Raw genomic sequence first — 21,604 nt, 5'->3', positions numbered from 1 at the left:
CCCACCGGAAAACTCTTTCCAAAAAAAAGAATTTTCTGTTTTTTGATTGCACTCGATAGTCTGCTTAGCTGCACTGCCCGTGACGTATCCTGACGTACGGGCGCACTTCCGGAAGAACGGGAAAGCGCCGCCTCTGCCTGTTTCTGCCGTAACAAAAACTTACGCAGAATAAGGAGAGACCTCAGACTGGCCGAGCGGTCCGTTCCTCGTCCTGTTTCGGCAGAAACAGTTCGTTTCATGATCATTGATAAGACCGCAGGCCTGCGCCCATGCATGCACAATCACAGGCCCCACAAAGCTGAAGCCCCGCGCCTTTAATGCGGTGGAGAGCATATCCCCTACCACCGAACGCGTTGATGTGCCCGAACCATCCCCCGGCACCGGTTGCCCCTGCACGCTGGCCCACACAAAACCGGAAAAATCCTCGCCCGCGTCCTGCATCGCCAGATAGGCGCGGGCATTGCGGATCACCGCCCTGACTTTGGTGGGAGAGCGGATAATCTCCCGGTTGCCTAGTAGCTGGCTGATTTCGGTCTCACCATATCCGGCCACGATTTCCGGTCTGAACCCGGCAAAGGCCGCCCGGAAAGCGTCTCGCCTGGCCAGAATCAGCCGCCATGACAGGCCAGCCTGAAAGCCATCAAGCATCAGCTTTTCCCACAGAGCACGGGACTCATACTCCGGCACACCCCATTCGGTGTCATGATAGGCCTGAAGCAGGGCATCCGTTCTGGCCCAGAGGCAGCGCGTGTGTCCGTTATTGGTCATCGGGCCTTGCGGAATGTCAGATTGTAGCGACATGCGCCATGCTCACCAGCGCCTGCAGCCGCCTGCACAGGTTCAACCCCGTGAAAATTCATGCGTGAGTCCCCTCCCCATACCATCACATCCCCTTCACACAGCGTGATACGCCGCCTGGGGTCCCGTCGTTCCGCGCCTCCCCAGAGAAAGACAGCCGGAAGTCCCAGAGAGACGGATACAATCGGAGCGTTCATATCCCCTTCATCCAGATCCTGATGCAGGGACAAGCGCGCCCCCGGTGCATAGCGGTTGACAAGGCAGGTATCAGGGCGAAACTCCGCAAAGCCTGCGCGGGCGGCGGCCTGATACGCTAGTTCGCGGAATATGGGGGGCATGTGTGGCCACGCCTGTCTGGTCTCGGGATCGAAAGCCATGTAACGATATCCGCCGCGCCCGCTGGTCCAGCCAAAGCTGCCGCAACTGGTCGTGGCAACGGACATGCACCGCCCGCCCGGAGTGAGCATGTGCCGAAAAGGCGAACCGGCGGCAATGCTCTGGATATGAGCATGCAACCTCCCCACCTGTGCCCTGGCAAAATCAGGAAGGAAGAGCGCTCCGGCGGAAAGGAGCACATCAGGACGCGCTGTGCCGAACAGGTCAGGCTGCATCATGGAAAATAAGCCCCAGCGTGTGACGAAGGCCGCTACGGACACGGCTGACACCATGCCGCAGTGTCACGCGATAGTCTCCACGCGCACCAGCCTTCGGCCTCTGGCTGACGGCAAACAGCACGGCATCTCCCATCCTGAGAGGCACGACATCCGCACGGGATTGCATGCGGGGCCGCTGTTCCGTCAGCACGAACTCACCCCCGGTAAAATCCCTCTCCGGGCAGGAGAGCAGAACGGCGAGCTGGATGGGAAAAACATGCTCTCCGTAAAGATCTTGATGCAGACAGTTATAATCACCCGCCCCATACCGCAGTAGGAGCGGTGTGGGGCGCGTCTGGCCCGCCGCATGGCAGCGGGCGAGAAAACTTTGATGATCTGAAGGGAAACGGACCGGAAATCCCATACGCTCCATCCAGCGGTTCGCCGTCGGGACAAGAAAAGGATAAATTTTCTCACGCAAAGTCGTGACCAGAGGCGGAAGTGGATAAGAAAAATAGCAGTATTCTCCACGCCCGAACCCATGCCGCCCCATGACGACACGGCTGCGAAACCCGGTGCCCTGCGCATAGAGCGCCGAGAGGGACCGGCACGTCGCCTCATCCAGCAATCCGGGAATCACGGCCCAGCCATCCTCATCCAGCCTGCGCGCGTTATCCTGCCAGTCCAGTGCTGCAAGAGTTTCCGGGTTCATGACCCTTTCTCCCGTTCCAGCAATGCTGTCTTGCGCTCAACACCCCAGCGATAGCCCGACAACGCACCATCCCTGCGCACAACACGATGGCAGGGAATTGCGACCGCTAGAGCATTGGCCCCACAGGCATTGGCAACCGCCCGAACGGACTCCGGGTGCCCGATTGCTTTGGCGATATCGGTATACGTCACCCTCTGGCCTACAGGCACCGCCCGGAGCGCATTCCATACCCGCTGCTGGAAGGCTGTCCCCCGGATATCAAGCGGCAGTTCCAGCCCGAGAGCCGGTGTTTCGACAAGCGCCACGACCTGTGCGACATGCTCCGCATAGTCAGGGTCCGCGCCCACAAGCTCCGCGTTGGGAAAGCGGTCCTGCAGATCACGGGCCAATGCATCCGCATCGTCCCCCATAAGGATCGCCACGACCCCGCGCGCGCTCGAGGCGACAAGGATCATCCCCAGAGAGCATTCCCCAACGGCAAAACGCAGGCGTTCCGCCGGAGCACCACGGTGCAGCGCACGCGGTTTCATGCCCAGCAGGCTCTCAGCCTGTTCATAAAAACGGCTGCTGGACGCATAGCCCGCCGCATAGATGGCTTCCGTCACAGTTGCAGAAGAGCGCAAGGTGGCACGCACGCGCCCCGCACGACAGGCCTCGCCATACTGGCGGGGTGAAAGCCCGACGATACGCTTGAAAACACGCTGGAAATATGTGGGGCTGAGTTGCGCCTCTTTGGCCAGAACCTCCAGTGTAGGACATGTTTCACTGGCCTCAATGGATCGGCACGCACGCGCTACCAGCCCGTTATGACTGGCCTCGGCATGTGCTCCATCCGGGTCACAGCGCTGGCATGGGCGCGCGCCTGTTGCCCGTGCCTCTTCAAGGGTGGCATGAAGGCACGCGTTCTCAGCATGCGGCCTGCGTGAAGGGCAGGACGGCCGACAGTAAATTCCTGTGGTGATAACGGAATACCAGAACAGACCATCTGCCGTTCTGTCACGCCGGAGGATACGCTCCCACCGCGGGTCATGCTCCGTGGCATTAGACGCTTCGGCGTGAAAGTCCTTTTGTAAGGCAGCGTTTTTCGGTGTCATGACGTCTTCCTCCGCTTCCGGACAATACAGGTGGCATAATACCCGCCTCTGGCATCACTTGACCGGGGCAATGTCTGCACGGGCTGGGTCTGTCCGGGCGGGTGCATATCTTGCAAAAGCCGGCCAGCTTCGCCCCCTGTGCTGCCGCGCTGTGCGGCATGATCCGGAAGGCCGGGACATCTGTCGGCACTATAGCGCCGGACAGTCCGGGCGCCCATCCCGACATATCTCGTGCCGTAGAAGGGGCGGACAGGAGCCGGGCTGGCGGTATGGAATGGCATCATGCTCTCCGGACGGGTTATGATCTGTTTTGATCGTATCCGTGCGCCACGCCTCCGGCACTCCGAACCTTGCGATCAAATTCAGATTTTTCCGGGCGGCTCCTTTTTGAGCTGCGGCATCAGCGGCAGGCTGTCCGCCGGAAAACAGTGGGGGCGACACCAACAACGGACCGGAAATGCTGCCGGAAATTGGCCGCACTCCCAAACCCGGCGGCATGGGCTATCGCCTCGATAGACAGATCCGTTTCCTGCAGGAGTTCCTGCGCCAGCAGAATGCGCTGCCGCATGAGCCAGACACCCGGACTCAGGCCCGTGGCCTCATGGACATGGCGATGGAGGCTGCGCAGGCTGACCCGCATTTCCCGCGCCATGCGCTGCGCGCCCCACGGCTCACCCAGCCGCCCCTGCATGGCATCAAGCAGCGCAGGAAGCCGCCCACCCGAAGGAGGGGGAATGGCCCGCTCGATAAACTGGGCCTGACCACCGTCCCGATGCGCTGCAACCACCAGCCGCCGGGCAACCATGTTTGCGGCCCGGGCCCCAAAATCCTGCCGAACAACATGAATGCAGAGATCAAGCCCCGCGGCACTTCCTGCCGATGTGAGAAGAGAACCATCTTCAACATAGAGTGCATCAGGCACGACATGGATCGTCGGATAGCGGGCCGCCAGAATATCGGAATGATGCCAGTGGGTTGTGGCGCGCCGCCCATCGAGAAGCCCTGCCTGCGCCAGAACGAACGCCGCGCCACAGATCGAGACAAGACGCTTGCCCGCCTTATGTGCCGTACGGAGCGCGGAAAGGAGTTCTTCCGGCGCTTCTTCAGACGCCCCCCGCCAGCCGGGAATGACAATAATATCTGCGTCATCAAGACCGGAGAGGTCTTTCTCCGGTGTTACCGTAACCCCGTGCGTCGCCCGTAAAGGCCCGGCTTCTGCCCCGACAAGAATGCAGCGGTACCAGTCTGCTCCCATCTCCGGGCGCGACAGCCCGAACACTTCGAACGCGCAACTGAACTCGAACAGGCTCAGGCGGTCATAGACCAGAATTGCGACACATGGACCGATGGTGTTTGGCATAATCCTGCCGATAGCTGGCAATCCTGCCAGTAGCAAGAGGCATGGGGAGCGTGTCTGATCACACACTCAACACGGAAAGGGCGCGCAATGAAACTGATAGGCATGCTGGACTCTCCCTACGTGCGGCGGGTTGCAATAACGCTGGACGTGCTCGGCATCCCGTTCGAGCATGACCCGCTCTCGGTTTTTTCGAACAGTGAGGCGTTCATGGCGGTCAATCCGCTCCTGAAGGCCCCTTCGTTTGTGACAGACGAGGGCGTGGTTCTTATGGATTCTGAACTGATCATTGGCTATGTCAGCAAACGAGTGAACAGGGCAGACCTGTGGCCATCAGACCTGTCCGAACTGGCCCACGCACAACGCCTGACAGGTCTGGCCCTCGCGGCGTGCGAAAAAACTGTTCAAATTATCTACGAATATTCTCTCCGGCCTCCGGAAAAACAGTATGTGCCCTGGGTTGAGCGCATCACGCGGCAACTGCACGCAGCATATCGCGCTCTTGAGGCGGAAATGAACGACGCCCCGGCCTGGCTCCCCGGCGAGCCCCCAACGCTGGCAGATATCACGATAGCCGTTGCATGGCGCTTCACGCAGGAAAAGCTGCCCGGCACACTCCTGCCGGACACACACAAGCGGCTGGCGGCATTTTCGCAGCAGGCAGAGGCGTCGCCCTCATTCCGCGCATACCCTTACTCATAACCGGTTCAGACCGGAATCAAGCCCGTCTGGCCCCATCACCCCTGACTGACATCAACCCACTGCGCACCAACAAGTGCCGCAAGCCGGTCCGGTGTCAGCCGCACGGAACTGTTCCGATCCCCTGCGGCGGGCCAGACGTCATCATATGCCCGCAGGGAAATATCACAGAACACCCGGACTGGCTGCGGCAACCCGAAAGGACACACGCCGCCCACCGGATGGCTGGTCAGTTCCAGCACCTCATCCGCAGGCAGCATGCGGGGGCGGTCACCGAACGTGTCCTTCGTCTTGCGGTTATCCAGCCGCCCCGTTCCTGCCATGACGACCAATATCCGTTCTTCCCCGACTTTCAGGGCCAGTGTCTTGGCAATCTGGCCTTCCTGCACGCCCAGCGCCTGCGCGGCTTCTGCAACCGTTGCTGTGCTGTCCGTCAGCACAACAGGCACGATATCCGGGGCATGGCGTTCAAAAAATGCCCGAACGGACTCCCGACTCATGTCGTTTTCCTCTCAATGCTGAAAAACTGTTCCTGAACGGAACGATACCACATCATGCTTTTTTCTGAAGCAATCACCTGAAGTAATCACAGGCAGAATCACAAGTTACAGGCCGGATCACACTGGCGTCACCTCAAAACTGCCGACGTCAATCATGAAGCTTCCACCTGCCTCACCCCCGAAATAGCGCCCCACGTCTTCCGGTGCCTCCTGTTGCAGGGAGCGGATGGTCGCAACCCGTTCGGGCGGAGTTTTCGTGCGTGCAACCCAGCTTTCAAAATCCATACGCAGCCGGTGGGTCCGGAAGGTTTTCAGGGCAAACCCCGCCTGCCCCAGAAGCCCCGTCCATTCGGCTACGGTGTAATCCCGCACATGCGAGATATCCCGCAGCAGTTCCATGGATTGCAGCCAGCTATCCAGCAAAGCGACCGGTGGCGCGGTTACATCAACAAACAGGGCCATGCCAGAAGGTGCCAGCACACGGCGCGCCTCGCGCAGGCCTGCTGCCGCATTCTGCCAGTGATGCGTTGTGAAGCGGCAGAACACGGCATCAAACGCGCCGGTTTCAAACGGCAGATCCTCCGCGGGGGCCTGCACTGTCGTCACGGTGCTCAACTCCTGTCGGGCCGCTTCCTGTGCCACGGCCTTCAGCATCGGTCCTGTCACATCACAGGCAACCACCTGCCCAACGTGAGGAGCGAGCCGGTAAGTCACATGACCGCCCCCACAGCCAAGGTCCAGAACACGGCGCAGGCCCCTGCCCGCGACCAGACGCTCAATCCTGTCCAGATCGTCGCCCTGACTGTGTACCGTGCTGGCAACATAGTCCTGTGCCCGCTCTCCATAATGTCTTGCTGCATATGGCTCCGCCATCTTTCCCTCGCCTGCATCCAGTTCACTGCGGACCTCACTCTGCCTGATACAAAAAAGAGGTATAAGGTCTCTTTTTATACTGGTATAAAAACCACCATCATGATCCTGCCCCCTGAACAGCGTCGTGCCCTTGGAGCCTTCCTCCGCGCCCGGCGCGATGCGCTCTCTCCCGAAGATGTCGGTTTGCACGTCCTGCCGGGGCGGCGGCGGGCAGCGGGGTTACGGCGGGAAGAAGCCGCCCAGATCTGCGGCATCAGCACAACCTGGTATACGTGGCTTGAACAGGGCCGGGATGTCTCCTGCTCGGCGGCAACACTGGCGCGCATTGCCACGGCCATGCATCTCTCGCCTGCGGAGCGGCTGTATCTGTTCGAACTGGCCCAACTGAAAGACCCGAACGCATCACGGGCCTTCATCGCATCTGACCTGCCAGAATCTGTCCGGATTTTTCCTGATCAGGTAACGGTCCCCTGCTATGTGCTGGATATTTTGTGGAATGCCTGCGTGGCCAACGAAGCAGCCCGGAAACTCTTTGCCGGTTGGCTGGGTGGTCCGGAACGCAACTTGCTGCGCTATATTTTTCTTGATCCCACAGCTCGCATTTTCCTTGATGACTGGGAAAGCAGCGCACGCAGGGTTCTTGCTGAATTCCGGGCCACCGGCATTCAGGGCAACAAAGTGGAAAGAGAAGCACTTGTTCAGGAACTTCGTCACCAAAGCGCGGATTTTGACCGCCTGTGGCACAACCAGAGCGTCCTGCTGCGCGAAGGCGGCCCGCGCCGCTTTCATCACCCGATAGAGGGTGCCTTGAATTTTGATAAAACGACCCTCACCTTCACGACATGGCCACATTATCAACTGGTAACACTGAAGCCACGATGAAAATTCTCGACTCCCTTCTCCCGCGCTTCGATTTTTCTGAACGTCACGCGATTATCATTCGTGGTCAGGCTTCTGACAGCCTCAACGCGGCCGAAGCCTACCGCCTGCAGGATGACCCGTTTGTGCGCTGGGTCATCCGCCTGCGTGAACTCCCCGGTCGCGCGTTGAACCGCCTGACCGCCCCGCCGCTGGACCGTGACAATTTCACACCACTTGGCCGCACCGAACACGCTCTGGCGTTCGGGCTGGTCGGCGCGTTCTGGCGCGCTGATTACGGGCTTCGCACCATTCCTTCACCTGATGCATTCATGGCTGTGCAGCAGGGGGATCTCTGCAAACTCGCTCTCGGCTTTACGGCTATACCGCTCGACGAGACGACGTGCCGCCTCACAACCGAAACCCGTGTGCTCTGCCTCAGCGATGAGGCCAGACGACGCTTCACACCTTACTGGTTTCTGATCCGCCCTGTCAGCGGCTTGCTGCGCCGCCGCATGCTTCGGGGCATTCGCAGAACCGTTGAGAACGCATCATAAGACCACATCCGGCAGTCAGTCGGACGCTCCCTTTTCTGCAGCATGCCCGGCTTCAAAGCCATACGCCCTTTCTACCCGACAGATACGGGTCGTAAAGGAATGATACCAGAGCTTCCGGCCGTTCTGGCGGGCAAGACGATGCTCCGCATGCTGCCGCCAACGGGCGATGTCCTCCGGCGTCTGCCAGTAGGACACCGTGATCCCGAGTGCATCACGCGCGGACTCCACGCCCAGAAAACCCGGCATGGTTTCAGCCAGCCTCAGCATTTCCGTAGACGTCTCATCATATCCGTCGGAAATATCCGTCCGCACCGAGGTGAAAATAACGGCGTAATAGGGCGGTTCGGGTGTTTTGGCGATGCTCATGAAAGACTTATCCCGTTCGACACAAGTGCGCAAAACTCTCGAGAAACAGTTTAATCCTATGACAATTCTCGGAAGTAGAGAGTTCTTCAGATATTTGGTCTGGCGTCAACGGCATGAGGCTGAAGCGCAGAAACAGGTCATCCGAAAACCGACTGCTAACGGTGTGCAGTACAGTGCGCAGGGCCTCAAGCATCTCCTCTCCACGATAAGAAGCATGCATCAGGACCATTGGCTTTTCAGCAAGAAGATGACTGGAGACAAGCCAGTCAATCGCATTTTTCAGCCCACCCGGAATACTGCGCACATATTCCGGGCTTGAGATAATCAAACCATCACTGGCAGCGACCTGATCCATCAAGTCACGCACCGGCGGCGGAAGCTCCCCGGCTTCCAGATCCGGTGAAAAGACCGGAAGTCCACCGATCTGATCAAACACCGAGATGGAAACAGCTTCCGGGGCCATGGTTGAGACGACGCGAAGCATCGTCGTATTTGTCGAATTACGGCGGGCACTTCCTGAAATAGCAAGAATTTTCAAGAGAGTTCCCTACATCACACCAAAAGAAAACATTGCACACCCCATGCCCGTCATGCTGATGCGCTGATGACCTTAGCAGTCGGCGCGCCCCGTGGCATCAATGCACATATGACTCATCGCCCCAATGAGTGTCAGTTTCCTGATCCCCCGCTCATCCAGAAGCGCCTTCAGCTCCGTCGCTTTGAAAGAGTTAGGGTAATGTTTGAGAACAACCGGCTCACCGTTCTCCGGCTGAACGCTTGCGTTGATCTGCGCGCCGGGGGATCCCGGAGCAAAGTACTTTATCCCCCCTCAACCTCAACCACAAGTTGAACAGGACGGCGGCGCACAAAAGCCAGTATATTACCTGCCAGAACAAGGCCCAGCCCTGCCAGCATGACCGGCGTCCATCGCGTGCCTTCAAAAATACAGGACACCGCAAGAGCCAGAACCGGGGAAAGAATGGTCGTATAGCCGGCCCTGTCCGCGCCAATCCGGTGCACCAGAGACAGGTAGGTCAAAAACCCAACGACAGAGCCAAATACGGACAGATAGGCCAATCCGCCCAGCCACGCCGCCGTAAGCGGGATCGCAAAGCTGTATCCCTGCAGAAGGGCAACGGCCCCCACAATGGTCGTTCCGGCACACATCGCATAGAAAACCGCGTTCGGCAGATCCAGATCGAAACGCCTGACCCTGCGGGTAACCATATTACCCAGAGAAAAGAACAGGGTGCCAACCAGAGCCAGAGCAACGCCTGTCAGGCTGGCCGCATGGGGGCTGGCTCCTCCCCCATGGTCACCCTCCAGAAGCAACCCGACACCCATTACCCCCAGAAGACCGCCGCCGATAATCCGTGCATCAGGGCGCTGCCGGAAGAACAGCCAGAGGTTCAGGGCGTTCAGAACGCTGGCCAGACTGAAAATCACCGAAACCATGCCGCTCGGCAGATAGGTGGCAGCCCTGTAGAGAACGAGATAATTGCAGGAGAACAGACACACTCCCATGATGATCAACCACGGAAGACCATCCCGCGTCGGTCGTCTCAGGCGCCCGGTCAGAGCCAGCCAGCCTCCGAGCAGAACAATCGACAGCACGAACCGCCAGAAGATCGCGATTTCCACCGGCGCCGCCCCAAGCTGAAGGTGCATGGCGAACCATGTCAGCCCCCACACCACGACAACCGCGACGAACAGAAGGACATTGGTCATGACAGGGATATGGCCTTTTCTCCGCCCCTGCGCACAGGGCCGGTCAGTTGCAGGGCGCGGCGGGCAACGTGGAAGAGCTCCCTTCCCTCCTCCTGCGGATCCAGTGTGGCGAACCACACCCCATAGGGTGCCTGAATCAGCCCACTACAATGGCTACGGGGTCCCAATATTTCCGCAATACGGCTGATCAACACGCGCAACACGCCGCGTGGGCGCACGCCCACGCATCCCGCAAAGGCCTGCATTGATGCGCCTTCATAGCCATCTTCACGAAACAGCTCGCGCGCTTCGGTCACATTATCCCGGAGAGGGACCGACTCTCTCATCTACTTTTCAACTCACGAACGCCTGTCGTCACCGTAGGGCCAATGCCCTCGAAGAGGCAATGCACAAATCATTTTGTTTGAAAAACATCCGAGACTGAAGGCCTGCATGCTCACGCCACCCCGAGAGTAGCTGACAGCCCTTTACAGATCTGTCCAGCCAACATGCGCCAGCGCCTCGAATATAGCGGGCGTACGCTCCATACGGGCAATCGTGCGCGCGCCCTCAAGAGCAGCCACCAACGCGGATGCCGTGGAGGATGCCCGCGCGGGAGCAAAGCCACATTCCCTGAAATGCCCTGCGAGAATCTCGGTTGAGTCAGCAAAGCCACGCGCGACCCGCTCGGTCAGATCAGCGTCCAGCGCGGGCAGTTCATTCGCCAGATTTTGCATGAGACATCCGTACTGAAAATCGGTCGCAACCATTTCGGCTGCGAATGTGCTGAAAATCTGATGCACAAACATCCGTGCATCGCCCGTCGCTTTTACCGAAATGTCCTGCAGAACCGCGATTCTGCCGGCAATGTAATAATCAATCGCTTCTTCCGCGAGCTGCGTCTTGCCGCGTGGGAAATGAAAGTAAAACGACCCTTTGGGGGCACCACTTTCTTCAAGAATCTGCGTCAATCCCGTCGCGGTGTAACCCTGAATACGAAACAGCTTCACAGCTGCGGCAATCGCGCGAGCGCGGGCATCAGTTTTGCGTGTCATGCCGTGCTTATACCACATGTTGCTTGACGCTTCTATGGCGGACACCATACTATGGCGATCGACATAGTATGGAAATCGGTGATGCCCCTCCACCCAATCGAACCCGTGGCGTCTCGCCGCGCCTTTTTAGCGACGGGTGCAGCCAGCCTGCTTGCGGCCTCACTCCAACCGGCCCGTGCAACCCCCATGGAAGAAACTGAAGTGACAACACAGACTTATGGCAAGGGCACCCTGCCCGCAGGCGTTCGTTCACGCATGATCCATGCGGTCAACGGTCTCGATGTCCATATTCTCGAAGCCGGTTACGAAACCTCAGGCCGACCGCTCGCACTGCTGCTGCACGGCTTTCCTGATCTGGCTTACGGCTGGCGGCATATCATCCCGCTTCTGGCTGATGCCGGATACCATGTCGTGGCGCCCGACCAGCGAGGGTGCGGCCGCACCACCGGATGGCAGAATGATTATGATGCCTCACTGGAGCCTTTCAGCCTCCTGAATATGGTGCGCGACACCGTCGGACTGGTTTCGGCATTGGGGTATCACCACACCACACTGCTGGTCGGCCATGATACCGGTTCGCCAGTGGCGGCCTACTGTGCGCTGGCCCGCCCTGATGTCTTCCCCGCGGTAGTGCTGATGAGCGCGCCCTTCCCCGGCCCTCCGGCTTTTCCGTTCAACACTGCGACGGCAGGCGAGACATCCGCCCCTCTACCGAGCACGGGAAAGCAGCAGTTGGCGACTGCACTGGCCGCACTCGACCCACCCAGAGAATATTACCAGCACTATCTGAGCAAACGGGAAGCGAACGCGGAAATGTGGCATCCGCCGCAAGGGTTACATGCGTTTCTTCGCGCGTTCTTTTACGTCAAAAGCGGAGACTGGCCGGGCAATAAACCGCATCCCCTGAAAGAGCGTACCGCCGCAGAACTCGCACGCATGCCCTCCTATTATGTCATGGATCTCGGAAAAACGATGCCCGAAACCGTCGCCCCTTTCCTGCCCTCCACCCGCGAGGTCCAGGCCTGCGCATGGCTGACCGAGGCTGAACTTGATGTGTATGCGGAAGAATATGGTCGCACTGGCTTTCAGGGGGGGCCTGCAGATTTACCGTGTTCTTGCTGATCCTGACCTGAACGCGGAGTTACGCCTGTTCTCCGGCAGGACGATTGATGTCCCTTCGCTTTTCATCGGCGGGAAGAGCGATTGGGCCACCTACTCCGCTCCGGGCGCCGTCGATCTCATGAGAACGAAAGCGGTAACACGGATGGGTGACATCGCACTGATTGACGGTGCCGGGCACTGGATCCAGCAGGAACAGCCAGAACGGCTCAGCACGCTTCTGCTCACCTTCATCAAAGAAACAGGCGGGACCGATCCCATGAGCACTTCTGGAGTTGGCACTCAGCAACCCGGGTAATGTGAGCAGACGCTGTAGCTTTCTCAGGTAATGGAATAACCAGAGAATATCCTGAAAGATTGGTCAGGCAGGCACGGTTTTCATCATCATGCCTGCGCTCCCGGCCGCCGTGCGATACCTGCGAACCAGACACGCAAGGCGGCAGCCTCGTCTGGTACTGTCACTTTCAGCCGACTGCGGACAAAGTCCAGAGTAACGAACGCGGTAATGTCTGCAATTGAAAAATTGCTCCCCGCAACATAAGGCATCTCACGCAACCGGACATCCAAATCAGCTATAAAATCGTCCACTCTTTGACGCCCACGCGTAGCAAGCTCCGGAATTTGCGCGTAACCATGCGGTCCGACCAGCGCTCGCCCTGACAATCCCGGCAGACTGTTCCGTACCGCTTCCATCGCGGCAAGATAGCCATTAATCTCCATCCGCCGATCCCACATGCCGATAATCGCGCGCTGCTCCCGCGTCGCGCCCATCAGAGGGGGATCGGGGTGCAGTTCCTCCAGATAACGGCAGATGACAGGCACCTCGCTAATCGCGGTGCCGTTGTCCAATTCCAGAACGGGAACGGTACAGGAGGGGTTGAGACTGCGGAACGCAGGCGTGAACTGCTCGCGCTGCGCCAGATCAATCGTGGTGGTCGGAACCGCCAAGCCTTTCTCGGCAATAAAGAAGCGTACACGCCGGGGGTTGGGAGCAGCAGGGTAATCATAGAGCTTCATGGAATTCAGTCCTTTGCCTGACGTTGTTCCCATTCGATATTATCTCTGAGTCCACTCCCGTCTCACCGACGGGAGACAATCCGTGGCAGGAGAACATAGGATGGATATTCACCGCCAGTCGCAAGTGTATCTGTGCCTCCATAAATGGCGGGATCACGGTTCGGGTGTGCGGCGAAGAAAAGCCCGGAATTATGCGAATTTGGCAGATCATAATCCTTCGCATGGACGATGTGCGCATCTGGTCCATACCCGAAATCCTTCCCCTGAATTGTCAGGGCAAGCCGGTATCCCTCGGGAATGACAATGCTTGTCGGTTCAGTAAACGCCACATCAATGGGGTAAAGCTTCCAGGGCGTCATTGGTTCGGAAGCCCTGTGCGGATGAAACGCGGTGTAAATGGTCGACCGCGCAGGATCAACCGCGCGCTGCGAGACGCGAAGATAGCCCAGCCCGAGCGGCACGTTCGGGTCACTGTTGCCCATGAACGTCACATCCCGCCCTTGTGGATCAATCAACCGCAGGGCCGCGAAAACATCCATGTCCCGTGTTGAGGAACTGACCCAAAGCCTGACACCGACCGGACCGGTAAATTCGGTCTCCCGTTCAAACGGCGCGGACGTAAACGTCAGGCCCTCCCCCAATCCGGGATAAGACTTGCTGGCAGTGGCCGAGACCGCCTCTGGGCTCATCGATCCTGTTGCAACATTCAGGTTCCAGCGCTCCGGATGCGTGCCCGGAAGAGGCCACGCCGAAGCATACCGCCAGCGTGTGCCATCCGGACGCCGGACCCGCACCGCTACCCGTGGCTCCTTTTCCCACCCATTATCAAGTCCTTTCAGGAAATGATCAAAAAACCGCTTCTGTAGCGCGAGCGCCTGCTCGGAATAAAATGGCGTCATATGATCGCCCGTCTGGATGCGCAGCCATTTCTGTCTGCTGGCGGCGGCGAGGTATCCCTGCGTGCTCCAGTCCGTCCAGTTGGCAACGTCGAGCAGCGGCACGGTAATCCGCGCCCCGTCCGGCGTCCGTTGCTGGTAGTAAGCGTCGTCAAAAGGATGTTTGCTGAAGGCCACTACCGGGTCAACGCGGTTCTGCTTGAGGATATCCGCGGAGAGAGGCGCTCCGGTATCCGTTCCACCCGAGATGGAATTACGCATTGGCGTCTCTGCGTTACCGTTCTGATTGGGCAACACCTGATGTGTCCACCAGAATTCCCAGGCCACATTCAGAATCCCGCCGTAATAAGCGATCTCGCGATAGATGTCATACGCTCCCTCCCACGGCAGGATCGCCGCCAGCCCCTCAGGTTGCAGCGCGGCAACCTGATACTGGTTGATCGCCTGAAATGACGTGCCAAGCAGCCCGACTTTTCCTGAACTCCACGGCTGATGTGCCGCCCAGGTGATCAGCGTGGCGTAATCCTGCGTCTCACGCGGGGAAAACGGATCAAGCACCCCCGGCGAGGCACCGGCACCACGAACATCAGCGTGGATAACGATATAGCCATTTGGAACCCAGCGCTCCGGGTCAGGCGCTTCGAAACGGATATAGCGGCAGGAAGATTTCCTGCATAAATCGGGATATTTCGCAATCAGCTTCGTCCATGATGTCTTGTAGGCAGGGGCATCCGCCATGCTCGTATCCTTGCCGTAAGGGCCCATCAGCATCAGGACCGGGTAGCGCCCCGGCTTTTCCGGGCGATAGATGTTGGCGCGCAACTGCACTCCATCGGTCATGGTGACTGGCACATCATGGTCAAAAATCATGCCGGGAACGCCGGACTTCACAGGCTCCGCCAGACCTGAACCGGCAAACCCGATAGAGAGCGCAAGGCTCAGGACAATCACTCTGCTGTATTGCATTTTCGCGTTCCTGTATCCGGCTGCCGCGGTGCGCAGTAAACAGTGCTCTACGTGCATCCGGGGCGGGCCGCTTCTTACAAGGTTTGGAACTTTTGAATTAGCGGCACTCAGGCTTCCCTGAGATCAGACTTTCCTGACCACTGAGGCCGTATGCAGGTCGGGCATGCTGAACTCTGCCGAAAGGTCAGCCATCAGGTGCGCATGAGTTGGTGCCCAGTTCAACTGCTCCCGGGTGATCCGGCTGGATACCGGATTATCCGTGCCAACAAACGGGGCCAGCCAACCGAAATGTCTGGATGCAGCTTCTCGGGAAAGACCTTCAACCCGAACCCCGAGTTGACGGCCGATGGCTTCTGCGATGTCACGAACCGGAATGCCCTCCTCGGCGACCGCATGATAACAGGCCCCACCCGCACCATTCTCCAGCGCACGCCTGAACAGCCGCGCGGCATCAAGCCGATGCACCGCAGCCCATCTGTTCTGGCCATCTCCAACATAGGCCGAGCAGTCTTTCTTGCGTGCGATGTTGGTCAAGTGCGTGACAAGACCCTGCCTGCTCCTGTCATGCACCGAGGGAGGCAGCCGAATGACCGTTGCCCTGACGCCATGAGCAACCTGCTCCAAGGCCGCCTGTTCGGAACGGCTCCTGAGGCCACCCACCGCGTCTGGGTCAGCAACATCCGTTTCACGCGCCACGCGCCCTGCGGCCATCGCCATGGTTGGAAACGCGACGACAAGCGGCCGCCCGCTCCCCCGCAACGCGCTGCCGAATGTCTCGATGGCGCGCCGGTCTGCTTCAACAGCAGCGCTCATAAACCGCTGGACAATCGCGCCCGGCCCGCCCCCGAAGAGGACACGCAGGCGGACGGCAAGGCTGGCCTGCGAGAATGCATGGAAAAATGCCGTGTGAATCACGCCATCAGCCTCTGCCGCCCCGTGACGAAGGCAGTCCAGATCCTCCATCGTGCCGCGATGAGCCTTCACGCCACGCGCCGCAAGCCTCGCCGCCCCTTCCGCCGAGCGAACAAGCCCGGTTACCTCATGGCCGGCAGCAACAAGATCATCAACAATGGCCGACCCAATGAAGCCCCCGGCACCGGTCACAAAAATACGCATGCGCCTGTCCTTTCAATGTCCGTGCCGGACAGCCAGTGTATCACTGAGCAAAATAAGTTGGCTGAGCGAGATCCTCGAGCAAGCCCAACTGCTCCGGCGCCCACCCCAGAACCGCACGCGTGTGATCACTGCTGGTCGGGGCATCCATACCGACAAAGCGGGCAAACCATCCGAAATGATCAGCGGCCTCATCAGCAGATTTCGAGACGACAGGTAACTTGAACTGGCGGCCAATCGCCTCGGCGATGTCCTTCAGCGCGATGCCTTGTTCGGCAATGGCGTGAAACGGTCCTTCCTGAACGTGATCAAGTGCAAGACGATACACCCGGGCCGCGTCGAGCCGGTGCACTGCGGGCCACCGGTTCTGCCCATCCCCGATATATGCCGAAACACCGCTCTCACGCGCGATACGGGCCAGATACGGCACGAACCCATGATCACCAACACCATGCACTGTGGGTGCAAGCCGCACTGTCGTCGCCCGCAGGCCCTGACTGAGAAGGTTTTCCACAGCAGCCTCGGACGCACGCGGGAATGCCTCCGTTACCGGAGGGGCTTTGTCCGCCTCGGTGGCCAGACGCCCCGGCGCAAGCAGGGCAACTCCGGTTGTTACAATCAGCGGCCGCTCCGTTCCCGCCAGCTCCGCGCCCAGTGCCTCAATGGCACACTTGTCGGCCGCGCAACTCTCGGCAAAATGCGCCCAGTCATGGTTGAACGCCGTGTGGATCACGGCATCGGACTGCCGCGCCGCAGCCCGCAGTATGTCCAGATTTTCAATGACTCCGCGCACGACCTGAGCGCCGGTTGCGGCAAGTTTGTCGGCACCCGCATCGGAACGCGCAAGGCCCGTAACCACGTGGCCCGCCGCAATAAGCTCGGCAACCACAGCTGAACCGACCCACCCCGTAGCCCCTGTAACAAATACCCGCATGACTGATCTCCCTGACTATGCGGCACCAAAATATTGCGTTGAATACGAACGATCAACAACGTATCGTCCAAATTTGGTTGTTGATCGTCCGGAAACCTCCCCCATGGATCCCTTGTCAGAAATTTTGTCGCTGCTCAGGCTGCGGAGCTATATCTCCGGCGGTTTCGATGCCGGTGGGAAATGGGCGGTACAGTTCGGCGCACATGAGGGAATTAAGTTCCAGGCCGTGATCGCGGGCCAATGCTGGGTTATGGTCGAAGGGATGTCCGAGCCGCAGAAAATTGTCGCCGGGGAAGGCTTCCTGCTTGCAAGAGGAAGACCCTTTTGTGTCGCGAGTGATCTCTCGGTCCCGCCTGTCGATATCCGCACGCTGCTGCCCCCGGTTCCTGATGGACGCATCGTGACCTATAACACTGGCGGGGAATTTCTGAGCATCGGTGGGTTTTTCACACTTGCTGATGACCAGACCGACCTGCTTTTGAAAATGCTTCCGCCACTCATCCATATTCGCGAAGAGCCGAACCGTATGACGTTGCGTTGGTGTGTGGAGCGCATGCGGCAGGAGCTACAGGACCCGCAACCCGGCGGATTCATCGTCGCCCAACAACTCGCCACGCTGCTTTTGGTGCAGGCCCTGCGGCAGCATCTATCGGATGAACAACGCGGCGGCGTCGGCTGGCTCTACGCCCTTGCCGATAAACGATTAGGGGCGTCAATTACCGCCATTCACAGCACCCCTGCCCGTCGATGGACGCTTCAGAGCATGGCCGAAGCAGCGGGCATGTCGCGCACGTCCTTTGCCGCGGCATTCAGGCAGACAGTGGGGTTATCCCCCATGGATTATCTGACGCGCTGGCGCATGACACTCGCGGCAGAAAAATTGATCCACACCCGGCAGTCTGTCGCATCAATCGCCTACTCTGTTGGCTATGACTCAGAAAAATCCTTCAGCACCGCATTCCGGCGCGTAAGGGGATGCCCACCCCGCGAATTCACCCGCCGCCAGCGTGCGGCATCGCCTGAAGCAGGTTCAGGTAACCTTGTGGAATCACCAGAAGAATTGCACTCTTCCATACCTGATTTTGCTCTTTCATACTGAAAGCATGATGTGGAAAGAGTTCAGGAGGCTATCAGGCATTCAAACCGGAGAGCCTCCCGTTCATCCCGCCGTGAGGCGACATTGTTCTGTCCACGGCATATCGCTGATGAACCGTCTGTTCACGGTCCAGCGTTGTATTGGCCAGCCCACTCACACCGAGGCTGACACGGGATTGGAAATAGTCTCCCAATTCTGAACACTGCGGCGCTCCAGCATACGCGCATGCCACGTATGGAGTGCCGTAAGCTCTGCCGGAATTTCCAGCTTCACGATATTGGCGAAGACAAAACCTCCGATCAGGGCGATATCCGCCATTGAAAATGTGTCCCCCGCCACATAAGGCTGGGCTTTCAGCACTTCGTTGAAATAGTGCGCGCCACGCAGGGCCTTGTCACGCATGCGCAGCCCCCACTCCCGGTTCTGATAGTGTTCCACATCGGGGCCAAGCCCCGGAGTGGCATGGTGAAAATACACGCTGATGGCGTCAAGAAATTCGATTTCCACACGCTTGTTCATCATATGGATCACGCCCTTGTCACGAGGCGTGACGCCTGTCAGAAGCGGGGTCGGCCCAAGACTGTCGAGATACATCGTGATGGCCGTACATTCGGCAATATAGGTGCCATCCTCAATCTGAAGCACCGGCAGGGTGCCGGAATAGTTCTTTGCCAGAAACTCCGGCTTCTTGTGCTCCCCTTTCCACAAATCAACCGATACAAAGCGGACCTGATCCAGCAGGTTCAGTTCCTGAACGGCAATCCGCACGCGTGCAGGATAAGGACCATTATACCAATCGAAAATCGTAAGCATTTTTCACTCCATTTTTCATCTGTTGCATGATGGTGCGGTAAGTCTGCATGTTGTTTCCACACCCTCAACTCTGCTCTGGCCTCGGGCCGATAGCACTCAGAAGGTCAACGCCACGCCACAAAGTTCCCATCTCCCTTCAGAACGAGTAGACCGGTCGCCTAGTAATGCTATAGAGGGAACGATACGTATCCCGGCTAAGTGTTGGTCAGTAGATGTTCGGTTGCCGCCATCGCTTCCTCAAACGATTTGCCTTCACGCGTGATCTTGTACATCACACTCGCACCCATCCACAGTTGATAAAGCGTCTCGGCCAGATGGTGAGGGATACGCGTGCTGGTTATGGACCCATCCCTCACGCCTCCCTCAATCACACACCCCATGCGTTCAATAATTGCCGATGTCCCTTTTTTCAGGGCAAGGCGCATCTCCTCGGACATATCCGAGACTTCAGCCCCCAGCTTTACGGCAAGGCACTTCGCGTCCGGGTCCTCCTGCTCCTGATTTTTGCGCCAGAACTGGCAATAGGACAGGAGCCTATTCCGACCGTTCTCCTGTGGCGCGAACAAAATTCCATCGATTTCAGCAAGATACTTGCTGAAATAATGGTCGAGAAGGTCTACCCCAAACGCTTCCTTGGATGAAAACCAGTGGTAAAAAGACCCTTTGGGAACACCTGCGCTGGCCAGAATGTCCTTGAGGCCGACACCTGAAAACCCTTTAGCCGCAACGAGACGCTGTGCCGTGTCCAGAATATGCAACTTCGTACCCGTAGACCGGCCAAGAGAACTCACGGCGCACATGCCTCTCTGCTTTATCTGTCAAACAAACAGTATCGTTACTAGACGACCGGTCCAATATTCTAATTTAACGCACCGCCGTCAAGTGGAAAATATCTCTCCCCCATTTTTGCAGATCAGCGGCGACAGTCAATAATCTGGCCCGCGTTATCATTCGTCAGGCGTGTGTTCTGCTCTTTGCGGGATGATCATGTGTGGAGTAGACGCTTTTGCGCCCCCTCGCTCACCAGACAAACATATCCGCATATTCTCATAGCTGAATCAGAAGGCAGTCTTACAAGTTATACGTGATAGGTTTACGACTTTCCTCTACCACTCAGCGAATTTTAACAAAATTTGCCGCGCCCCGAATAATCCCCCGCGTTACGGGCCGCACTTCCGGTTTTACCACATGCACCGACGTTTCATCAGGGGATTCAGCGCCGAATACAGCTTCAATGCTGCGGATGCAGGTTGCGACAGACTCATCCGCCAGCCGATAATACACCTGTTTGGCCAGCCGACGCGAACTCACCAGTTCCGCCTTACGGAGTTCTGCGAGTTGCTGGCTGAGTGTTGGTTGCCCGATTGCCGTTGCCGCATCGATATCTGAAACCGACTTCTCCCCTTCAAGCAGCAAAGACAAGATCATCAACCGTTGAGGTTGAGCAAATTTACGTAGCTTGTCCGCAGCAAGATCCGCCTGCGGCCGGGACTTCCACAAGTCCCTCATGGAGCGCTCCGGCAAAACCAGTCGATATCGCCAGAAGACTGTTCATCGGCAGGCAAAAGCAAGGGCTGTTCAGGCTGCCAATCAGCAGGAGCGAGCCTTTCCCCGGAATAAGAGGCCTGTAGCGCCGCTACCATACGTATCATTTCGCTAATGGAGCGGCCGATTGTGAGCGGATAGTGAGTAATTGCCCGCACAATACCATTCGGATCGATAAAATACGTCGCGCGCATATCCGCACTATTGGCAGAATGCTCGTTGATCATACCATAGGCATAACCAATCTGCATCGACGGATCTTCAATGATGGGGAACGGAATTTCTATCCCGAAAAGTTCCCGGATCGCGCGCGTCCATGCCAGATGGGAATAAAGACTATCGACAGACAAACCCAGCACAGCGCAATTCATTGCGGTAAACTGGTCGTGCTTCTTTGCCAAAGACACGAATTCCGTCGTGCAGACCGGGGTGAAATCTGCCGGATGCGAGAAAAAAATCAGCCAACGACCACGATAGTCCGATAAGCGGAGCGTGCCGTGGGTAGAGCGCGCTTCAAAATCCGGCGCAACATCGCCCATGCGTAATACGCGGGCCAGATGCTGATGCGTCTCGTCGGTCATTCGCAATATCACAAAATCCAAAATTGCTGTTGGAGCTTTTTACACCAAGAGCCATTTGGTGCAACCCGATTACACACTTACATTGTCTTACAATAATTAACTACAAGTATATCGATATATTTCTCCTCACCTATACCCAATCTCCATCCAGTTCACGGCAATGATGCCATCGGCTTGATTCAAACAAAGAAGAGAAAATGGCGTAAAAACAACCACGTCAGCTTCCTCTCCCTCCCCATCTACCAGTTCACCCCAAAATGAAGCGCGCACTCCAGCACAGGCTCGCGACTGCGAAGCTCCAGAATACACCTGGCAGCCCCCGTCACGACTTCCATACCCAATGACCGCCCCACCC

At 58.1% G+C, this 21,604-nt stretch carries 27 protein-coding genes; 6 read left to right on the top strand and 21 right to left on the bottom strand.

Going from position 1 to position 21,604, the window contains the following annotated elements:
* Nucleotides 1–159: 159 nt before the first annotated feature.
* From GOB82_RS07290 to GOB82_RS07270, 5 genes are all read right to left on the bottom strand, one after another.
* Nucleotides 160–801 (bottom strand): DNA-3-methyladenine glycosylase I, encoded by a 642-nt coding sequence (locus GOB82_RS07290; protein ID WP_242007253.1) that lies wholly within the window; start codon nucleotides 799–801, stop codon nucleotides 160–162.
* Nucleotides 765–1,409 (bottom strand): DNA oxidative demethylase AlkB, encoded by a 645-nt coding sequence (alkB, locus tag GOB82_RS07285; RefSeq protein WP_377792259.1) that lies wholly within the window; start codon nucleotides 1,407–1,409, stop codon nucleotides 765–767. Before alkB ends, GOB82_RS07290 begins: the two co-directional genes overlap by 37 nt.
* Nucleotides 1,399–2,103: a 2OG-Fe(II) oxygenase gene (locus GOB82_RS07280; RefSeq protein ID WP_166121631.1), complete on the bottom strand. Its 705-nt coding sequence runs from the start codon at nucleotides 2,101–2,103 to the stop codon at nucleotides 1,399–1,401. Before GOB82_RS07280 ends, alkB begins: the two co-directional genes overlap by 11 nt.
* Nucleotides 2,100–3,197, bottom strand: coding sequence for a bifunctional DNA-binding transcriptional regulator/O6-methylguanine-DNA methyltransferase Ada (gene ada, locus GOB82_RS07275; RefSeq protein WP_166121628.1), 1,098 nt, complete (start codon nucleotides 3,195–3,197; stop codon nucleotides 2,100–2,102). The genes GOB82_RS07280 and ada overlap by 4 nt, the downstream gene beginning before the upstream one ends.
* Nucleotides 3,198–3,597: 400 nt before the next feature.
* A complete protein-coding gene (locus tag GOB82_RS07270; RefSeq protein ID WP_166121626.1) occupies nucleotides 3,598–4,557 on the bottom strand; it encodes a DJ-1/PfpI family protein in 960 nt (319 codons plus the stop codon).
* 87 nt (nucleotides 4,558–4,644) lie between these two features.
* Between GOB82_RS07270 and GOB82_RS07265 the strand changes: the two genes are divergently transcribed.
* A complete protein-coding gene (locus GOB82_RS07265; protein WP_166121624.1) occupies nucleotides 4,645–5,256 on the top strand; it encodes a glutathione S-transferase in 612 nt (203 codons plus the stop codon).
* Between the two features lie 35 nt (nucleotides 5,257–5,291).
* Here the strand turns inward: GOB82_RS07265 and GOB82_RS07260 are convergent, their stop codons facing one another.
* Both GOB82_RS07260 and GOB82_RS07255 read right to left on the bottom strand, forming a co-directional pair.
* Nucleotides 5,292–5,753 (bottom strand): YbaK/EbsC family protein, encoded by a 462-nt coding sequence (locus tag GOB82_RS07260; RefSeq protein WP_166121622.1) that lies wholly within the window; start codon nucleotides 5,751–5,753, stop codon nucleotides 5,292–5,294.
* Between the two features lie 117 nt (nucleotides 5,754–5,870).
* The gene (locus GOB82_RS07255; protein WP_166121620.1) at nucleotides 5,871–6,626 is read right to left on the bottom strand and encodes a class I SAM-dependent methyltransferase; all 756 of its coding nucleotides are present in this window, start codon (nucleotides 6,624–6,626) and stop codon (nucleotides 5,871–5,873) included.
* Between the two features lie 99 nt (nucleotides 6,627–6,725).
* On the opposite strand from GOB82_RS07255, the gene GOB82_RS07250 reads away from it, so the two are divergent.
* Both GOB82_RS07250 and GOB82_RS07245 read left to right on the top strand, forming a co-directional pair.
* Nucleotides 6,726–7,508, top strand: a complete 783-nt coding sequence (locus GOB82_RS07250; protein WP_166121618.1) for a helix-turn-helix transcriptional regulator — start codon at nucleotides 6,726–6,728, stop codon at nucleotides 7,506–7,508.
* The gene (locus tag GOB82_RS07245; RefSeq protein WP_166121616.1) at nucleotides 7,505–8,041 is read left to right on the top strand and encodes a hypothetical protein; all 537 of its coding nucleotides are present in this window, start codon (nucleotides 7,505–7,507) and stop codon (nucleotides 8,039–8,041) included. Before GOB82_RS07250 ends, GOB82_RS07245 begins: the two co-directional genes overlap by 4 nt.
* 15 nt (nucleotides 8,042–8,056) lie before the next feature.
* On the opposite strand, the gene GOB82_RS07240 is transcribed toward GOB82_RS07245, so the two are convergent.
* The 6 genes from GOB82_RS07240 to GOB82_RS07215 all read right to left on the bottom strand — a co-directional run bounded on the left by GOB82_RS07240 (nucleotide 8,057) and on the right by GOB82_RS07215 (nucleotide 11,169).
* Entirely contained in the window at nucleotides 8,057–8,407 is a 351-nt protein-coding gene (locus tag GOB82_RS07240) for an antibiotic biosynthesis monooxygenase family protein (protein ID WP_166121614.1), read from the bottom strand.
* Nucleotides 8,408–8,414: 7 nt separating this feature from the next.
* On the bottom strand, nucleotides 8,415–8,945 hold the full coding sequence (locus tag GOB82_RS07235) for an NADPH-dependent FMN reductase (RefSeq protein ID WP_166121612.1): 531 nt from the start codon (nucleotides 8,943–8,945) through the stop codon (nucleotides 8,415–8,417).
* A 72-nt stretch (nucleotides 8,946–9,017) separates the two neighbouring features.
* A complete protein-coding gene (locus tag GOB82_RS07230; RefSeq protein ID WP_166121743.1) occupies nucleotides 9,018–9,230 on the bottom strand; it encodes an isochorismatase family protein in 213 nt (70 codons plus the stop codon).
* Entirely contained in the window at nucleotides 9,227–10,135 is a 909-nt protein-coding gene (locus GOB82_RS07225) for a DMT family transporter (protein WP_166121609.1), read from the bottom strand. Before GOB82_RS07225 ends, GOB82_RS07230 begins: the two co-directional genes overlap by 4 nt.
* Nucleotides 10,132–10,461 carry a hypothetical protein gene (locus GOB82_RS07220; protein ID WP_166121606.1) on the bottom strand — a complete coding sequence of 110 codons (330 nt, stop codon included), beginning with the start codon at nucleotides 10,459–10,461 and terminating at the stop codon, nucleotides 10,132–10,134. The genes GOB82_RS07225 and GOB82_RS07220 overlap by 4 nt, the downstream gene beginning before the upstream one ends.
* A gap of 141 nt (nucleotides 10,462–10,602) precedes the next feature.
* Nucleotides 10,603–11,169, bottom strand: coding sequence for a TetR/AcrR family transcriptional regulator (locus tag GOB82_RS07215; RefSeq protein WP_166121604.1), 567 nt, complete (start codon nucleotides 11,167–11,169; stop codon nucleotides 10,603–10,605).
* Nucleotides 11,170–11,250: 81 nt separating this feature from the next.
* On the opposite strand from GOB82_RS07215, the gene GOB82_RS07210 reads away from it, so the two are divergent.
* Together GOB82_RS07210 and GOB82_RS13295 are read left to right on the top strand one after the other, a co-directional pair.
* Entirely contained in the window at nucleotides 11,251–12,291 is a 1,041-nt protein-coding gene (locus tag GOB82_RS07210; RefSeq protein ID WP_198911961.1) for an alpha/beta fold hydrolase, read from the top strand.
* A complete protein-coding gene (locus GOB82_RS13295; RefSeq protein ID WP_198911960.1) occupies nucleotides 12,239–12,586 on the top strand; it encodes an alpha/beta fold hydrolase in 348 nt (115 codons plus the stop codon). The genes GOB82_RS07210 and GOB82_RS13295 overlap by 53 nt, the downstream gene beginning before the upstream one ends.
* An 86-nt stretch (nucleotides 12,587–12,672) precedes the next feature.
* On the opposite strand, the gene GOB82_RS07205 is transcribed toward GOB82_RS13295, so the two are convergent.
* The 4 genes from GOB82_RS07205 to GOB82_RS07190 form a co-directional block, all read right to left on the bottom strand.
* Nucleotides 12,673–13,305 (bottom strand): glutathione S-transferase family protein, encoded by a 633-nt coding sequence (locus GOB82_RS07205; RefSeq protein ID WP_166121602.1) that lies wholly within the window; start codon nucleotides 13,303–13,305, stop codon nucleotides 12,673–12,675.
* Between the two features lie 62 nt (nucleotides 13,306–13,367).
* Complete coding sequence (locus GOB82_RS07200) at nucleotides 13,368–15,167, bottom strand: CocE/NonD family hydrolase (RefSeq protein ID WP_166121600.1); 1,800 nt, start codon at nucleotides 15,165–15,167, stop codon at nucleotides 13,368–13,370.
* Nucleotides 15,168–15,290: 123 nt separating this feature from the next.
* A complete protein-coding gene (locus GOB82_RS07195; RefSeq protein WP_166121597.1) occupies nucleotides 15,291–16,283 on the bottom strand; it encodes an SDR family oxidoreductase in 993 nt (330 codons plus the stop codon).
* A 40-nt stretch (nucleotides 16,284–16,323) separates the two neighbouring features.
* Nucleotides 16,324–17,214, bottom strand: a complete 891-nt coding sequence (locus GOB82_RS07190; protein ID WP_166121595.1) for an SDR family oxidoreductase — start codon at nucleotides 17,212–17,214, stop codon at nucleotides 16,324–16,326.
* Between GOB82_RS07190 and GOB82_RS07185 the strand changes: the two genes are divergently transcribed.
* Nucleotides 17,213–18,313, top strand: coding sequence for an AraC family transcriptional regulator (locus GOB82_RS07185; protein ID WP_242007252.1), 1,101 nt, complete (start codon nucleotides 17,213–17,215; stop codon nucleotides 18,311–18,313). The two genes, GOB82_RS07190 and GOB82_RS07185, sit on opposite strands and share 2 nt — an antisense overlap.
* Nucleotides 18,314–18,463: 150 nt before the next feature.
* Here GOB82_RS07185 and GOB82_RS07180 read toward each other — a convergent pair whose 3' ends face one another.
* The 4 genes from GOB82_RS07180 to GOB82_RS07165 all read right to left on the bottom strand — a co-directional run bounded on the left by GOB82_RS07180 (nucleotide 18,464) and on the right by GOB82_RS07165 (nucleotide 21,249).
* The gene (locus GOB82_RS07180) at nucleotides 18,464–19,123 is read right to left on the bottom strand and encodes a glutathione S-transferase (RefSeq protein ID WP_166121593.1); all 660 of its coding nucleotides are present in this window, start codon (nucleotides 19,121–19,123) and stop codon (nucleotides 18,464–18,466) included.
* Nucleotides 19,124–19,317: 194 nt separating this feature from the next.
* On the bottom strand, nucleotides 19,318–19,914 hold the full coding sequence (locus GOB82_RS07175; RefSeq protein WP_265794450.1) for a TetR/AcrR family transcriptional regulator: 597 nt from the start codon (nucleotides 19,912–19,914) through the stop codon (nucleotides 19,318–19,320).
* Nucleotides 19,915–20,236: 322 nt separating this feature from the next.
* Nucleotides 20,237–20,632 carry an ArsR/SmtB family transcription factor gene (locus GOB82_RS07170; protein WP_166121589.1) on the bottom strand — a complete coding sequence of 132 codons (396 nt, stop codon included), beginning with the start codon at nucleotides 20,630–20,632 and terminating at the stop codon, nucleotides 20,237–20,239.
* The gene (locus tag GOB82_RS07165; protein ID WP_198911959.1) at nucleotides 20,629–21,249 is read right to left on the bottom strand and encodes a peroxiredoxin; all 621 of its coding nucleotides are present in this window, start codon (nucleotides 21,247–21,249) and stop codon (nucleotides 20,629–20,631) included. The genes GOB82_RS07170 and GOB82_RS07165 overlap by 4 nt, the downstream gene beginning before the upstream one ends.
* Nucleotides 21,250–21,604: the final 355 nt, after the last annotated feature.

Source organism: Acetobacter farinalis (assembly GCF_011516935.1).
Classification (GTDB): Bacteria; Pseudomonadota; Alphaproteobacteria; order Acetobacterales; family Acetobacteraceae; genus Acetobacter; species Acetobacter farinalis.
The sequence above is the reverse complement of the archived record's forward strand: the minus strand, read 5'-3'. Positions and strand labels throughout refer to the sequence as shown.

Coding starts and splice junctions, on each gene's coding strand:
- GOB82_RS07290 (WP_242007253.1), bottom strand. CDS start 801: ATGTCGCTACAATCTGACATTCCGCAAGGCCCGATGACCAATAACGGA.
- alkB (WP_377792259.1), bottom strand. CDS start 1,409: ATGCAGCCTGACCTGTTCGGCACAGCGCGTCCTGATGTGCTCCTTTCC.
- GOB82_RS07280 (WP_166121631.1), bottom strand. CDS start 2,103: ATGAACCCGGAAACTCTTGCAGCACTGGACTGGCAGGATAACGCGCGC.
- ada (WP_166121628.1), bottom strand. CDS start 3,197: ATGACACCGAAAAACGCTGCCTTACAAAAGGACTTTCACGCCGAAGCG.
- GOB82_RS07270 (WP_166121626.1), bottom strand. CDS start 4,557: ATGCCAAACACCATCGGTCCATGTGTCGCAATTCTGGTCTATGACCGC.
- GOB82_RS07265 (WP_166121624.1), top strand. CDS start 4,645: ATGAAACTGATAGGCATGCTGGACTCTCCCTACGTGCGGCGGGTTGCA.
- GOB82_RS07260 (WP_166121622.1), bottom strand. CDS start 5,753: ATGAGTCGGGAGTCCGTTCGGGCATTTTTTGAACGCCATGCCCCGGAT.
- GOB82_RS07255 (WP_166121620.1), bottom strand. CDS start 6,626: ATGGCGGAGCCATATGCAGCAAGACATTATGGAGAGCGGGCACAGGAC.
- GOB82_RS07250 (WP_166121618.1), top strand. CDS start 6,726: ATGATCCTGCCCCCTGAACAGCGTCGTGCCCTTGGAGCCTTCCTCCGC.
- GOB82_RS07245 (WP_166121616.1), top strand. CDS start 7,505: ATGAAAATTCTCGACTCCCTTCTCCCGCGCTTCGATTTTTCTGAACGT.
- GOB82_RS07240 (WP_166121614.1), bottom strand. CDS start 8,407: ATGAGCATCGCCAAAACACCCGAACCGCCCTATTACGCCGTTATTTTC.
- GOB82_RS07225 (WP_166121609.1), bottom strand. CDS start 10,135: ATGACCAATGTCCTTCTGTTCGTCGCGGTTGTCGTGGTGTGGGGGCTG.
- GOB82_RS07220 (WP_166121606.1), bottom strand. CDS start 10,461: ATGAGAGAGTCGGTCCCTCTCCGGGATAATGTGACCGAAGCGCGCGAG.
- GOB82_RS07215 (WP_166121604.1), bottom strand. CDS start 11,169: ATGACACGCAAAACTGATGCCCGCGCTCGCGCGATTGCCGCAGCTGTG.
- GOB82_RS07210 (WP_198911961.1), top strand. CDS start 11,251: ATGCCCCTCCACCCAATCGAACCCGTGGCGTCTCGCCGCGCCTTTTTA.
- GOB82_RS13295 (WP_198911960.1), top strand. CDS start 12,239: ATGGTCGCACTGGCTTTCAGGGGGGGCCTGCAGATTTACCGTGTTCTT.
- GOB82_RS07205 (WP_166121602.1), bottom strand. CDS start 13,305: ATGAAGCTCTATGATTACCCTGCTGCTCCCAACCCCCGGCGTGTACGC.
- GOB82_RS07200 (WP_166121600.1), bottom strand. CDS start 15,167: ATGCAATACAGCAGAGTGATTGTCCTGAGCCTTGCGCTCTCTATCGGG.
- GOB82_RS07195 (WP_166121597.1), bottom strand. CDS start 16,283: ATGCGTATTTTTGTGACCGGTGCCGGGGGCTTCATTGGGTCGGCCATT.
- GOB82_RS07185 (WP_242007252.1), top strand. CDS start 17,213: ATGACTGATCTCCCTGACTATGCGGCACCAAAATATTGCGTTGAATAC.
- GOB82_RS07190 (WP_166121595.1), bottom strand. CDS start 17,214: ATGCGGGTATTTGTTACAGGGGCTACGGGGTGGGTCGGTTCAGCTGTG.
- GOB82_RS07180 (WP_166121593.1), bottom strand. CDS start 19,123: ATGCTTACGATTTTCGATTGGTATAATGGTCCTTATCCTGCACGCGTG.
- GOB82_RS07170 (WP_166121589.1), bottom strand. CDS start 20,632: ATGAGGGACTTGTGGAAGTCCCGGCCGCAGGCGGATCTTGCTGCGGAC.
- GOB82_RS07165 (WP_198911959.1), bottom strand. CDS start 21,249: ATGACCGACGAGACGCATCAGCATCTGGCCCGCGTATTACGCATGGGC.